Source organism: Paenibacillus sp. FSL H3-0333 (assembly GCF_038002805.1).
GTDB classification, from domain to species: domain Bacteria; phylum Bacillota; class Bacilli; order Paenibacillales; family Paenibacillaceae; genus Paenibacillus_AQ; species Paenibacillus_AQ silagei.
Window position 1 is genome coordinate 3390005 of sequence record NZ_JBBODG010000001.1, and the last position, 14134, is coordinate 3404138.

The window sequence follows — 14134 nt, forward strand, 5'->3', positions numbered from 1 at the left end:
GGATGGCGGAAAGGCTAAGCCAGCGGATGAAAAAGCTGAAGCTGGTGCATCAGATCAACGTTGCTTTTGGGCTGTCTCTGCTGCTGGTCCTGTCTATCACGGGAGTGATGATCCATTACGTGCTGATGGACCATTTCATTGGTAAGGAGCAAGAGGGATTAAGGACGCTTGGCGCTTCCCTGACCGCGAGTCTGCAGCGGGCTCCATTCACAGAAGGAGGGGCATTCACATTGGGAAAAAGCGAGCCGCTTACAGCTCCATATCCTACGCTCTACAGCGGAGTACAGGCCATTGTGAGCGACCAGCAGGGGAATGTGGTCTCGGAATATCTCCCGGCCCAGCCCGTGCAGGCCGGGGTAACGGTAGATATCACAGCTATGGAGCAGGGTAGCCTGCAGAGCTTATGGGATGGCAATGATCCGCGTTATCTGGTGCAGGTCAATACGCTTCCCCAAGGCAAGCTCACCCTGCTGACTCCTGTCAGCAGAATCAAGGTCATCGAGGAGTCGCTCTTGAAACGGCTGATCCTTGTCTTTGCTGCGGGCGCGGCAGCGATGCTCCTGTTCAGCCTGTTCATTACGCGGAAGCTGATTAATCCGCTGATCAGCCTGCGTCAGGAGCTGGGGAAAGTGAAAAACCGCCGGTTTGCCGAGGTGAATCTGATCCGGGCGGGCGGTGAAATTGGTTCTGTCGCCAGGGCGGTCTACGAGATGGCCAGTGAGCTGCACCGGTTCAACCGGGTACAGAAGCAGTTTTTCCAGAATGCCTCGCATGAGCTGAAGTCTCCGCTGATGTCGATAGCGGGTTATGCGGAGGGCATTAGGGATGGAGTATTTGAAGGAGAGAGCGTCCGTAAAGGACTGGATATTATTCTGGGTGAAAGCGGGCGCTTACGTGATCTGGTCAGCGAAATGACTCTCCTGGCGAAGCTGGACAGTGAAGAGGATATTTATCAGGCGGCGGATACGGATCTGGAGGAGCTGCTGAGCGAGGCGGTGGAGCGGGTCAATCCGCTGCTGGCGGCAAGGAAGCTGTCGCTGTATCCGGCAGTCTCCGGGGACCATGGGGGGATGGTAAGAGCAGACCGGGATAAGCTGCTGCAAGCTCTGCTGAACGTATTATCCAATGCGGTCCGTTATGCAGAGAAGCGAATTGATGTACAGGTGCATTTAAGCAGGGGAAGGATTACATTGACGGTCGCTGACGATGGTCCGGGCATTGCGCAGGAGCTGCTGCCCAGCCTGTTTCACAGGTTCGTCAAAGGAAAAAATGGCGAATCCGGGCTGGGACTCGCCATCGCGCGTGCTATTGTGGAACGCTGCGGCGGAGACCTTAGTGCCCGGAACCGCCCGGAGGGCGGCGCAGTCTTCACCTTCGAGTTCCCGCCATCTGCGGGCAGCGTTTAATACTCGTTGAACATTGCGGCAATTTCATCGTAGCCGGTGGTTTGCGTCAGAGCGAGAGAGAGCAGGATTCTGGCTTTTTGCGGGACGAGGCTGTTGCAGGGAATAGAATTCGCAGACAGATCAATGTAGGAATCCTTAAGTGTAATTCCGCTGGAAATCCGCGAGCAGCGGACTACAGGGATGTTATTGTTCTTCAGCTCACCCACCTTGTCAATCCAAGGCTTGCTGTAGATCCCTCCGCCTGCTCCGGCAATGACAATCCCCTTGGAGACCGTAGCCAGATAATCCAGAATCCCGGGATTGGCATCCACATGGAAATAAGCTACGGACACTTCCGGCAGCTCCTGAATAACAGATACATCGAACTGGGTTGCGGTGGTATGCCGCTTCAGGGTGCGCGTATAGAAGAAGGCATGGCTGTCACGCATATATCCCAGGCAGCCGAAATCTCGCTCATCGAAGGCGTTGGCCTTGAAGGTGTTCACCTTTTGCACATCCCGCCCGCTATAGATGCCCTCAGCGAAGACAACCATCACGCCTTGGCCGGAGGCCTCGGGATTCGCCGCCAGTGCTACGGACTGATACAGATTCAGCGGACCATCGGCACTGATTGCAGTAGCTGGGCGCATAGATCCGGTAATAATTACCGGCTTGTCAGTCTTGATCACCAGGTTCAGGAAGTAGGACGTCTCATCCAGGGTGTCGGTGCCGTGTGTAATGACGAATCCGTGCACATCCTCCCGGAGCGCGAGCGTGTTAATGTACGTTGCCAGGGTAAGCCAGTGTTCGCTGGTAATATCGGCGCTGCACAGATTGCTGACCTGAACCCCGGCGCAGTTCGCCAGCCGTTCCAGGTGCGGCACACTATCCAGCAGATCCTGCACGGGCAGAGCTCCAGGCTCGTAATTCAAGGTTTTATGGGCTTCGCCGCTGCCGGCAATCGTACCGCCGGTGGCGAGGATGACTACATTTTTGAGGCCGGGATTATAGTAAGGGGAAGCGGTGAAATTCACTTCGGGAATAGTATTCATCATAGGTCGTTTCCTTTCAGGTTGAGCCAGAATTCAGTCATTCGCATGACATTGAGAGTATTATAACATTCATTCCTCTATAGGTGACATAGTAAGGTATAATAAGTGGGAAATATAAATGGAAGGGGAGGAGATAAGCATGCTGAAGCTAGACAGCCGGGATTACGCCCTTGCGTGGCCGCTGTTAAAGGAAGTCAAGATCAACACCCTGTTCGCTGAAGGAGTTCTGAGCGGGCAGACGACAGGCAGTGTGTATGTGGACTCTGTACATAACCCCCGTACCTTCTATGTGGCTCATGAATACGGGATGTCGCTGGTCTATGGGGATTCGGGCAATGAGGAGTTTAACCGGAGCTTATCTGATTATATTACGAACAAGACGGGGCACCGGCATTCAGCGGAATGGCTGCAGGCTGATCCGGCAGGGGGCTGGGACCGGCTGATTGAAGCTATGCTTACTGAGCATAATGCACGGCTTGACGCGGCGGATTCACGCAGAATGTACATACAGACCCGGGTGAATTTTACGTTCGATCCGGAGGTCTATTACCGCGCGAAGGCGCAATGGTACCGGCAGGAGGCTGAGATTGTCCAGATGGACGGTGGAGGATTCGGCGAGCAGACGGGTGCGGTGATTCCCCGGTATTTCTGGCGTGACGCGGAGCACTTCCTGGCTTCAGGCAAAGGATACACTGTATTGTGGGAGGGAGAGCAGGCCTCCAGCGCCTTCTCGGCTTACCGGACAACGGATCAATTGGAGATCGGAATCGAATCGGCACCGGGTCACCGGGGGAAGTATTTCGCCTTCTCAGTGTGCTGTAAGCTAATCGATTACTGTCTGGAGCAGGGATTGGAGCCTGTCTGGGGCTGCCGTATGGAGAATGTGGGCTCGTACAGACTGGCGCAGAAGCTGGGCTTCAAGCCTGCATTGAACATCCCCTACTACCGTTTGTCCGAGCTTCCCGCTTAACAAAGAGCAGCAAATCTCCCTATGGGGGATTGCTGCTCTTTTGCGTTACATGGGCGGTACAATAGGTGGATTTTCTACACTTGCTGATGAATGATTGGCGACTGCTAGGACAATAGTTGGAAAAACGGCACTTAATAAATCGCACTTCCGCTTAGATGGGGAAATAGACAAAATTAGATGCTGTTTTTCCACTTGTGTACCTGCAAATGCCGGGAATCGCTGAATTAAGATACGTTTTTCCACTAGTTTGTTGAAGGGAAGGCGGGGGCACCTGCGAATTGTGTGGCGTGCGCACTATCGGCTCAACTTCCGTTAGCCTAGCTTCTCAGCCACTCAACGCCCCAGCACTCCATGCCCCGCCAACTCACACCCCTGCAACCTAGCGCCCCCGCCATCACATGCCCCAGCACTCAGCCGTCATATCCGGCGGGCATCCACAAAGCAGTGCAGGTGCAGCGGTGACAACACCTTCAGCCCTTCCCCCAGCTCGAAGCCCCTACCTTCGGCCAGCTGGCGGCCTTGCTCGCCGAAATAGAACCGGTACATGGCCAGCTGCTCTTCATTGAACTGGCTGCGGTGCATGGCCATGGCCGCGAACTTGCGCTCGAAGTGATCCGTGATGTCGATGACCGTATTGGGCTCAGCGGTGAAGTAGAAGCCGATGGCCTTCGTCTGCCATGGCCGGGTAAGGGTGCCTCTCGGATACAGGGGCAGCCCGGAGGACAGCACAGCCTGGGCTGCGGCCCTGCCGGTAACGATATGGTCATAATGCGCCTCATAGCTCAGCCAAGGATCAGGACACAGTATCAAGTCCGGCTGAACCGTTCGGATGATCTCGGCGATCTCTCCCGCGAGGGCTGGGATATGCTCCAGTGTACCGTCGCCATGGTCCAGTTGGTGGAACACGGTGGCCCCCAGCGATCTTCCGGCCGCTTCGAGTTCGCTTGCGCGGATGGCGGCGATCCCGGCGGAAGACAACTGCTCGTCCACCGCGCCCAGATCTCCGTTCGTGACGGTTAGATAATGAATCTCGCAGCCCCGTTCCGCGAATGAGGCAATGGTGCCGCCGATGCCTACTTCATTGTCGTCCGGGTGCGGCTGTATGCACAAGATCCTCCGGCATTCGGACAGGTCGGGAGGGGACAGCAGTGCGGCTATTGTGGATGCATCCATAAGTTAATCGCTCCTAATTTTTAATGTGCGGTGATTGGATCTGCGGTGATATGTGATATGTAGTTCCGGTGAATCCTGCCCGGAAACTTACAATGACCGGCTGTGATTCAGATCGCTCAGGATCTGTACCCGCTGCTTCTCCGTTATATTATAGAAGAGAATCGGCAGAATAGCGGCCAGGAAGCAGAGTGCGGGCAGCAGGAACATCACGAAGCTAAGGCCGTGCTGGAGTCTCGGAGTCGCCGGCTGATTCTCCACATAGCTTAGCAGGCCGAGACTGGCTCCGATAATCATCCGCGATACCGCACCGCTGAACTTGGTAATGAAAGTGTTCGTTGAGAACACAATGCCCTCGCCCCGGAAGCCCAGCTTCCATTCCGAATAATCTATTGTATCGAGCAGCATCGAGGTACTGACAATCGTCGTCATGCCGGAGAAAAAGAAGCTGACCCCAAAGAACACCAGGGTGTTCAATACGTTATGGTCACCCAGCAGATAAGGCAGAATGCAGGCTACGCTCCCCAGAATGCAGGAGACAATGAATACCTTCTTCTTCGCGAAGCGGCGCAGCAGCGGCGGCGTAGCGATCATCCCCAGCAGCATACCGGCCACCAGACTGATCCCGACCTGCGTGGCATACCCCGCGTCCCCCCAGACATAGACCACATAATAGAGCTGAATGCTCTGCCGGATGCCGTTCACCAGGTTGATAATCAATAGAGAGGCGAGCAGGGTGAGCAGCGGCTTGTTTTTGTACACCGTTTGCAGGTTCTGGCGGAATGAGATCTTCTCAGCGGAAGGGACGACCCGTTCCTTGGTGAGCATCCCGGTCAGGACAATCGACAGCGCCGCGATGACCCCGATAATGATTGCCGAGTAGAGATAAGCCTGCGTATTCCGTTCACCGCCGAAGGCGAGCAGAAGCTGGATACCGCCGATGGTGATAACGACCGCGCCGAGCGTCCCGCCGATTTTGCCCAGTGTGACGAATAAGGTACGTTCCCCCGGATCGGTGGAGACTACGGACGACAAGGCCCAGAGCGGTGTGTCACAGACCGTGTACAGCATTCCCCATAGCAGGTAAGAGACGGTAGCGACTACAAGAGTCACAGTCCGGGAACCGCCGAAGTCCCAGAAGCAGAGGACGGTCGCCAGCGCGATCAGACAAGGGGCGAACAGCAGATAAGGCCTGAATTTCCCCCATCTGGAGCGCGTTTTGTCGGTAATCATGCCCATGAGCGGATCAAGACAAGCATCGATAATACTTGCTGCGACCAGAATGACACTGGCGGTGGTTGCCGGAATTCCCAGCAGATCCGTATAGAAGAACAGGATGTACATCGACATGAAGCTGTAGAGCATATTCTGGCCCAGCAGACCGCCTGAGAACACCAGTTTTTCGGCCACAGGTACTTTTTCTGACATGACAAGCCTCTTTTCGCGGGGGATAAAATGGGATTGAATCGTTTGCTAATTATGTCTATTTATAACTTATTTCTATGTTCTGTCAAGCGGATTCTGCATCAAACTACGGAATAGTAAACATTTCAATTGATGAAGGGGAGGATTGCACTGAGTTTGATGAAAAAAATATGAAAAACACAAATTAGAATATAATTTTTTTGATATAAAATGTCGAAATATAGCTAATGATGTCCCGCCGGCTGATAGGGGAGTGTAAGATTAACGCCGACAAGAAGGACGCTAAGATGTTAACCACAGGGGGAAGCACTATGAAATGGTTCGGGAATTTGAAAACAGCTACAAAGATCGTCTCCGCTTTTTTGATTGTCTCTTTAATCCTGGCAGGACTTGGAGTCTATTCGGTCTTATCCCTGCGCACCAGCAATCAGAATATGAAGGAAATGTACAGCAATAACCTGATCTCGGTTAGAGATCTGTCTGCCGCCGAGATCAGCTATCAGCTTAACCGGGTCTATACACGGGATATGAGCAATACAACAGATACAGATAAAATTTCCGATTATAAGCAAAAGATTGCCTCAGGCCGTCAGGAAATTGTCCAGAAGGTGGATAACTACCGTCCGCTGGCGACCACTGCCCGTGAAAAGGAGCTGCTGGCCTCGTTTGACCAGGAGTATGCAAGCTATGAGAAGCTGTTCGACCAGGCGCTGGTTCTGGCGGAGCAAGATGATACGGCTGCTTTCAATACATTTCTGACTACACAGTTGAGTGTCCAGGGGCAGAATGTGCTGAACAATCTGGATGGTCTGATCAAAGTGAATGTTGAGCTGGCAGATGAGGCGAACAACCATTCACAATCCGCTTATTCCTCGGCGTTCATCCTTACAATCTCGGTAGTCATTGCGGCGGTCATCCTCAGTATTATGATCGGTTACCTGATCGCAAGATCGATCTCCAGACCCCTGATGCAGATGCTGCATGTAGCTACAGAAGTGGCTAATGGAAATCTGACGCAGCAAGCGGATATATCTACTAAGGATGAAGTCGGACAGCTTGCCACAGCCCTGAACCGGATGGTTCATAACCTGAAGGATTTAATCAATGGAATTGTGATGAATTCACAGAGCGTTGCAGCCTCTTCCGAACAGATCTCAGCCAGCACCCAGGAGATTGCCAGCACCAGCACCAACCAGTCGGCGGCAGCGACCAATATCACCGAGCTGTTCAAGGAGCTGTCGCTGGCGATTGATTCTGTGGCCTCCAGTGCCGAGGAAGCGGCAGAGCTCTCCAATGATACCGTGCGGACCGCCCGGGAAGGCGGATATGTGGTGGAGACTTCGCTGCAAGGAATGCAGACGGTGAACCAACAGATGAAGCAGCTTGAAGACGATTCCAGCAAAATCGGGGATATCATCGAAGTGATCGACGATATCGCCGAGCAGACCAATCTCCTGGCCCTGAACGCAGCGATTGAAGCGGCGCGTGCCGGAGAACAGGGGCGCGGCTTCGCCGTGGTGGCGGACGAGGTCCGCAAGCTTGCCGAACGCAGCAGCGATGCCACGAAGGAGATTACGAAGATTATCAAGGTCATGCAGGAGAATACGAAGCAGAGTGTGAGGGCAGTCGCTGAGAGCGTCGAGCAGTCTTCGATGACCAGTCAGGCCTTCGAGCAGATTATTAAGATGGTCAACACCTCCTCACTCAAGGTCAACGAGATTGCTGCAGCCTGCGAAGAGGAATCTGCACAGGCTGCTGAGGTGATGGACTCGGTTCAATCCATTGCGGCCTCCAGCGAGGAATCGGCAGCGGCTTCTGAAGAGACGGCAGCTACCTGCCAGGCCCTGGCGCTGTTATCCGAGGATCTGGCTAAGTCCGCTGCCGCATTCAAGACCCATTAATTCAACAGACGGAAGGTGAAGCCATGTCATCCTTACAGAAGGAACAATATATCGAGCTTGCGGTAGGAGCCGAGACCTGTGCCATCCGGATTGAAGAGATTCATGAGATTATCAAAATGCTCAGCATTACAGATATCCCCTTCAGCCGGAATGAAGTCAAAGGTGTAGTCAATCTGCGCGGCAAGGTGGTCTGTGTCATGAGCCTGCGCAATCTGCTGGGAATGGCGGATGAGCCTTATACCCGGAGCACAAGAATTATTGTGGTTAACTACCGCGAGGAATTCGTCGGACTGATTGTAGATAAAGTGAACAAGGTGACGACGTACGCCGAGATTCATCCGCCGGCAGGCGGACATAACCGCAGCCGCGATGCGGTGTTCCACGGAGTGGGGCAGCGGGATGACCAGCTGATCGGTATTCTGAAGCTCGAAGAAATATTGGGCGGGTAAAAAGGGGAACAAGCAATGATGATGGAACTGTCGGCTTACCGCGATATATTCATAGAAGAGCTGAACGAGCAATTAGAGCGGATCGACCAGTCCCTGCTTGCGCTGGAGCATGCTCCAACCGCTGAGCTGATTCAGACGATCTTCCGCGCAGCCCATACGATCAAGGGCTCTGCCTCCACGATGGGCTTCCGCGAGATGAGCGATCTCACGCATGAGGTGGAGTATGCGCTGGAATGGGTGCGGGAGAAGAAGCCGGAGATTACCGGCCATCTGATTGATACGCTCTTCCGGGCGCTGGATGCGATGAAGCTGCTGCGTACTCAGTATGTCAGCGGGGAGGGATTTACAGATTGCTCAGCTGTGGTTGCGGAGATCAAGGCGCTGATTAATAAGCCGGCTGAACTTCAGCCGGTGCTGCTTCCGGTCTTAAATGCAGCGGAGCTGCTTCAGGCGGAAGAGGCCGTGGCAGCGGGCTACTCGCTGCTGGCTCTGGTAGTCACCTTGAGAGAGGACTGCCAGATGAAGGCGGCACGGCATTATATCCTCTTGCAGCGTATCGAAGAGGTCTGCGGGCCGGTGATTGCTGCTGCCCTGGCGCCCCCGGCGGCGCCGGGAGCCGATGAAGACGCCCGCTACAGCCAATTTGCTGTAGTCGCTGCTTCCCCGCGCGAGCTCCGACAGGTGTCCGAGCAGCTGGCAGGGGAGACCGATGTCGAGAGCATTGTCATTACGCCATTCGTGCCCGCACCTGCTGCCGGGACTGGCGTCCAGACCACGGCCGGACCGGTGCCTGCAGAACCTCCGTCCTCTACTCCAGGCAAGGGGAAATCCCATGAGGTACAGTCAACCGTCCGGGTAAGTGTGGAGCGGCTGGACCATCTGATGAATCTGGTGGGGGAGCTGCTGATCGAGCAGACCTCTCTGGCCGATCTGAGCGCTAATGGACAACGTACGGATCCCGCCAAGGTTCTGCCTGACATCGGCTCGATATCGGATCACATGGGCGGGATAATCAAAGAGCTTCAGGAAGGGGTCATGAAGACCCGGATGCTGCCGATGGATCAGCTGTTTAACCGTTTCCCGCGGCTGGTCAGGGATTTGGCCCAGAAGTTGGGTAAGGATATTGAGCTGCAGATTCAGGGAGGCGAGACCGAGCTGGACCGGATGATCATTGAAGAGCTAAGTGATCCGCTAATCCACTTGATCCGTAACAGCGCCGATCACGGAATCGAGAGTCCAGAGGTGCGCTTGCAGCAGGGCAAGGCTCCGAAGGGCAGAATTACGCTTACTTCTTTTCATGAGGAGAACCAGGTCGTGATTCGTCTGGAGGATGACGGACAGGGCATCGATGCCGCCCGGATTACAGCCTCTGCGCTCAGCAAAGGGATCATTACAGAAGAGCAGGCAGGGTATTTAACCGCGCAGGAAGCCGTTAGTCTGATCTTCGAGCCAGGCTTCTCCACAGCCTCCGAGGTCAGTGAAGTGTCTGGGCGGGGCGTGGGGATGGATATTGTCCGCAGTCAGATTGGACGTCTCAACGGGATCATAGATATTCAGACCGAGCCGGGGGCAGGGACTCTGTTTACAATCCGTCTGCCGCTTACGCTGGCTATTATCAAGGGGCTGCTTGTCAAGGTGTCCGGGCGTATTCTGATTCTACCAATGTATAATGTGGCTGAGATTGTGCGGATCTCCCCCGAAGAGATACAGATCGTTCAAGGGGAGCAGGCGATTATTAACCACGGGCGGATTGTTCCGCTCTCCTGGCTCAGAGACAAGCTGCATTATCCGCGCACAGAGCGCCGTTCCAAGACGATTCCGCTCGTGATTGTAAGATCTGTTGACCGGATCGCTGCGTTCGCAGTCGATGAGATCATCGGCAACCAGGAGGTGGTCATCAAGTCCCTGGGCGCGTATCTGGGGACGATGAATCATCTGTCCGGGGCAACGATCCTGGGCAACGGCCGGGTCGCTCTGATTCTGGATGCTTCTTATCTCGTTAGCCATTGATTACTTTCCATTATCACAGTCTGGTATAGAACCGGCAGCAATGGTGAAAAATATGGAAAGAAACACCGGAAAGGGGTGAAGAGTTGGATATTACAATGGCTTCAGATGAAGTTATCAGTAGGATCAAGCAGCTTCAGTCTGGTGGGGGCAAGATGAACAAGAAGCAGATCAAGCAGCAGGAGCCCGAGCTGATGAGAAGTGCGCTGTATTATTTTCCAAGCTGGGAACACGCCGTGAAGAATGCGGAACTGCTCTAAGGAATAGCAACACCAAATAACCGGAAAAGCCGCAGAAGCCTGCGACTCTTCCGGTTATTTGTTATTGTAGTGCCACGGTCAGGAGGTCTGTTCTTCGGTTCTCAGAGGCTTCGGGCGGTTGAACTGCAGCTCAAGAGCCTGCTGGTTCAGATGCAGCTCGTCCATATAGGCCTTGATCTTAAGCTGGAGCGCATGCAGCATTTCAGTATGCATATCCTCAATGCGGTCTTCAATACAGAACGCTGAGCATGCCAGAAAACCGTCTGTGTAAACCTTGGTATCCTCGATGACCATATTTAATTTCTCTTTGTAAATCCGTTTGACCGGTCCGCTGCCGGCCTTGATCTCATAATAGCGGTTCGTTTCCACCAGCAGACGCCAATGGCTAACCTCAAGACCATATTCATCCTTTTCCAGCTGCACGGTCACTTTGAAGATCTTGATAGGACTGTTCATGTTGATCGTAACCCCCTGCAACCCCCACATTCAACTTGCTGTAATCTCATTGTAGGATTCAGAGATTATAGCATGCTCAAGCGGCCTTGCCCACTGGAAGATTATTATAGTAAAAATCCTGAATATCATTTAAAATTAATCCATTATTGTCCGATTGCGGCAATACTGTAATCTACTACACAAAGGAGAATTGAAATGAAGAGCACCACTGCAAAAGGACACCCGATTATATACTCGCTGGTATGGGGAGTAGTCCTGACTCTAATGGTATCCATAGCCGCTGCTGTCGCTACCATTCAGGAGTTCGGCGATATGGGGATACGCAATGCCCAGGCCTGCGCCTTCCTGGTTATGGGCATTATTGTAACCCTTTATATGAAAAGAAAGGATTCTTCGCTCGTCAGCTTCGGCTTCCGCAAGCTGGAGGCCGGTCCGTCCCGGGCGGTGCTGTTCTACATCCCGCTGCTCATTATTGCGGTGGCCCAGCCGCTGATGAATGGAATCAACGTTGAACTGGGAGCGCCTGAAATAATCAGTATCGTCATTATGACCCTGCTGGTGGGCTATACCGAGGAAGCCATTTTTAGAGGGGTGATCTGGAATCTTCTGAAATCCAAAGGGCCGGTCTTTTATATTGTGTTCTCCTCCATCTTATTCGGGGTTCTGCATATGGCCAACGCCTTTGGCGGAAATGATATCATACATACGATTCTCCAGGTTATCAATGCGCTGCTGCTGGGCTGTGTGCTCGCCTTGCTGATGGAGACAGGCCGGAATATTGTTCCGCTGATCGCGTTCCATTTTATATACGATGCACTGGCCATGGTCAGCAATGAGAATCTGGAGCATGAGGTACTCATCGTCTCCATTCTTAATATTCTGTATCTCCTTTATGGAATTTATCTGCTCGTGGTATTCAGCCGCAAGCATAGAGATCATAGTCTCACCCTGTAGACACACCGGCCAGTCCGGGGAAGGAATTCCTCAGGTTGGCCATTCATTTTCATATGAAATGATAGCGCATACATGAGAATGAGCAGCTAACGGGAGCAAATAATCCGTAAACGGAGCAATGTTTAGAGATGGGCATTTTATTTGCAATCCTACTGGAATATCGCAGATTCTGCGGGGATATGCAGGTTTTTGAAAGTTTAAATTTAAGCGTTTCTCAGGTATAATGTAGACATCACCACAGGAACCACAGCATCAAGAGCACCAAGCATTACAAGTGGTACCGCAGGTGATGGTCTCATTCCTAAATTTAGCAATGAATGAAGGAAAGGAGAGAGCCCCGATGTACTAGCGTTAGCGAAGCATGCCGGAATCGGCTGCTGATGAAGAAGGTGGATGATAACATCTTCTGGCAGATCGTGGGTATGCGGGAACCCAAGAAGCAAATCTTTTTTGGAAGAAGAACGAAGCTTATCATTCAAGCAGGAGAAGTCTCTTGCGGAAGAAAGAGCGTGATTCCAATGAAAAAGGTTAGCGAAGCGTACAACTGCGATTCCTCACAGTAGGGAAAACGTCCGTGAAAACGTTTTTCGTGAAATCGTGTACGCGGGAATCCACCCCATATGCAGGACATGGAGCAACACTCCGGAATGGAGCGAACGGGCAACACGGAAGCATGAAGTGAACATGAAATTGAGAACAATCACCATGTCAGGGATATGGCTTTTGTTACTTGGAGGAAATGATTGAATTGAATAGCGTTATCAACACATGAATCCCCGGGCCTTAAGCAATCAGGCAGCGGGGATTTGTGCGTCTGTACATAATAAGCTCTTTCTCTCTTGGCCAGGGGGAAGGGGCTTTTTCCTTTTATTTCTCGCTGAAACGGTACCGTCCTTTAAAAGAACGGCAATGCCTTTCCACTCTTTTTCAACCTGTTGTGTCCGCTGCTATGGTATGCTGCCAGTAAGCTAAGGAGCCAGCTTAAATAGATCCCAGTACAGGCACGATATAGTCACGGAACACATCCACCGGAGGATTATTCTTTCCGCGCTTGTTATCCTGGGTCAGCACAGTGACCAGATGAAGCTCCGGCACTACATATATGAATTGTCCGGCATACCCGCGGGCGTAATAGTAGTCGACCAGACTGGATTCTCCGGCTGCTGAGCTACAGGACAGGGCATCTGTCCACCAGTGCCAGCCGTAGCCGCCGTGGCGGGGAGGCTCCGTGTGCATGACAGGCTGTACCGAACGTGCAGCCCATCTGCCGGAGATGATCTGCGAGTCTTTCCATACTCCCTGCTGCAAATAGAGCTGTCCAAAATTAAGCAGGTCTGCCGGACGCAGCTTCAGCCCGAAGCCGCCGGTATGGATGCCCTGGGGGTCCGATTCCCAGTCATAGTCCCGGATGCCGAGCGGTCCGAAGAGCACCTGTTCGGCATAGCTTGCCGTGCTCAGTCCTGTGGCTTGTACCAGAATCGAAGACAGCAATTGCGAGATTCCTGAATTGTATTCCATCCGGGTGCCCGGCTCATCCGCCAGCGGTTGCTCCAGCACATAATTCACCCAGTGTGGGGTGCGGGTCATCTTCGGGAAGGAGTTGGCCCCGCCGAACTCCGTCCAGCGAAAGCCGGCGGACATGGTCAGCAGCTGTTCGAGCGTAATGTTCGGCTTCCGTGCATCTTTATCGCGCAGCACCTGCGGGAAGAAGCTGCTGAGCGGAGCCGAAGGGCCGGGCAGCACCCCCTGGTCCATAGCGATGCAGATCAGCGCGGAGAGGATGCTCTTGGTGCAGGAGTTGATCTTCGCCAGCTCGGAGGCTGTGCGCTGATCTCTATAATGCTCGAAGATCAGCCTGCCTTGCTGCTGAATCAGACAGCTCCGCAGATTCAGCGGCGCAAGCGCGGCTGATAGGGTGGACAGGTTCATAGGGATTATCCTTTCTATTATACGTAAATAGGCACGGCCACCGCGTGAATGATGTGCGTGCGGTTCTTATGCGGTTCTAATGAAGCATCAGCTCAATCTTGGTGAGCATCAAGGTCCTCCACAGATACAGTACACATTATCTCAATCAACTATACAGATGTCCAATTCATGCTGCA

13 protein-coding genes are annotated in these 14134 nt (G+C 53.2%); 7 read left to right on the forward strand and 6 right to left on the reverse strand.

Features of this window, described 5'->3' with window-relative positions; translation table 11 throughout:
* Positions 1-2 precede the first annotated feature (2 nt).
* Positions 3-1406: a sensor histidine kinase gene (locus tag MHH78_RS14830; protein WP_341167828.1), complete on the forward strand. Its 1404-nt coding sequence runs from the start codon at positions 3-5 to the stop codon at positions 1404-1406.
* Here MHH78_RS14830 and MHH78_RS14835 read toward each other — a convergent pair.
* Positions 1403-2440, reverse strand: a complete 1038-nt coding sequence (locus MHH78_RS14835; protein ID WP_076084928.1) for an asparaginase — start codon at positions 2438-2440, stop codon at positions 1403-1405. The genes MHH78_RS14830 and MHH78_RS14835 overlap by 4 nt on opposite strands.
* A gap of 136 nt (positions 2441-2576) precedes the next feature.
* Here MHH78_RS14835 and MHH78_RS14840 point away from each other — a divergent pair, with 136 nt between their 5' ends.
* Positions 2577-3407, forward strand: a complete 831-nt coding sequence (locus tag MHH78_RS14840) for a GNAT family N-acetyltransferase (protein ID WP_341167829.1) — start codon at positions 2577-2579, stop codon at positions 3405-3407.
* A 417-nt stretch (positions 3408-3824) separates the two neighbouring features.
* Here the strand turns inward: MHH78_RS14840 and MHH78_RS14845 are convergent, their stop codons facing one another.
* Together MHH78_RS14845 and MHH78_RS14850 are read right to left on the reverse strand one after the other, a co-directional pair.
* Entirely contained in the window at positions 3825-4580 is a 756-nt protein-coding gene (locus MHH78_RS14845) for a PIG-L deacetylase family protein (RefSeq protein ID WP_341167830.1), read from the reverse strand.
* An 87-nt stretch (positions 4581-4667) separates the two neighbouring features.
* On the reverse strand, positions 4668-6005 hold the full coding sequence (locus tag MHH78_RS14850) for an MFS transporter (protein ID WP_341167831.1): 1338 nt from the start codon (positions 6003-6005) through the stop codon (positions 4668-4670).
* A 308-nt stretch (positions 6006-6313) separates the two neighbouring features.
* On the opposite strand from MHH78_RS14850, the gene MHH78_RS14855 reads away from it, so the two are divergent.
* The 4 genes from MHH78_RS14855 to MHH78_RS14870 all read left to right on the forward strand — a co-directional run bounded on the left by MHH78_RS14855 (position 6314) and on the right by MHH78_RS14870 (position 10619).
* Positions 6314-7903, forward strand: a complete 1590-nt coding sequence (locus tag MHH78_RS14855; protein ID WP_341167832.1) for a methyl-accepting chemotaxis protein — start codon at positions 6314-6316, stop codon at positions 7901-7903.
* 23 nt (positions 7904-7926) lie between these two features.
* A complete protein-coding gene (locus MHH78_RS14860) occupies positions 7927-8352 on the forward strand; it encodes a chemotaxis protein CheW (RefSeq protein WP_036700854.1) in 426 nt (141 codons plus the stop codon).
* 15 nt (positions 8353-8367) lie between these two features.
* Positions 8368-10362 (forward strand): chemotaxis protein CheA, encoded by a 1995-nt coding sequence (locus MHH78_RS14865; RefSeq protein ID WP_341167833.1) that lies wholly within the window; start codon positions 8368-8370, stop codon positions 10360-10362.
* 83 nt (positions 10363-10445) lie between these two features.
* The gene (locus tag MHH78_RS14870; protein ID WP_155991697.1) at positions 10446-10619 is read left to right on the forward strand and encodes a hypothetical protein; all 174 of its coding nucleotides are present in this window, start codon (positions 10446-10448) and stop codon (positions 10617-10619) included.
* A gap of 78 nt (positions 10620-10697) precedes the next feature.
* Here the strand turns inward: MHH78_RS14870 and MHH78_RS14875 are convergent, their stop codons facing one another.
* The gene (locus MHH78_RS14875) at positions 10698-11075 is read right to left on the reverse strand and encodes a hypothetical protein (protein WP_076084894.1); all 378 of its coding nucleotides are present in this window, start codon (positions 11073-11075) and stop codon (positions 10698-10700) included.
* A gap of 195 nt (positions 11076-11270) precedes the next feature.
* Between MHH78_RS14875 and MHH78_RS14880 the strand changes: the two genes are divergently transcribed.
* The gene (locus MHH78_RS14880; protein ID WP_341167834.1) at positions 11271-12029 is read left to right on the forward strand and encodes a CPBP family intramembrane glutamic endopeptidase; all 759 of its coding nucleotides are present in this window, start codon (positions 11271-11273) and stop codon (positions 12027-12029) included.
* 203 nt (positions 12030-12232) lie between these two features.
* Here MHH78_RS14880 and MHH78_RS14885 read toward each other — a convergent pair whose 3' ends face one another.
* Together MHH78_RS14885 and MHH78_RS14890 are read right to left on the reverse strand one after the other, a co-directional pair.
* On the reverse strand, positions 12233-12508 hold the full coding sequence (locus MHH78_RS14885; protein ID WP_143803883.1) for a hypothetical protein: 276 nt from the start codon (positions 12506-12508) through the stop codon (positions 12233-12235).
* 502 nt (positions 12509-13010) lie between these two features.
* Positions 13011-13958, reverse strand: coding sequence for a serine hydrolase domain-containing protein (locus tag MHH78_RS14890; RefSeq protein WP_341167835.1), 948 nt, complete (start codon positions 13956-13958; stop codon positions 13011-13013).
* Between the last annotated feature and the right edge of the window lie 176 nt (positions 13959-14134).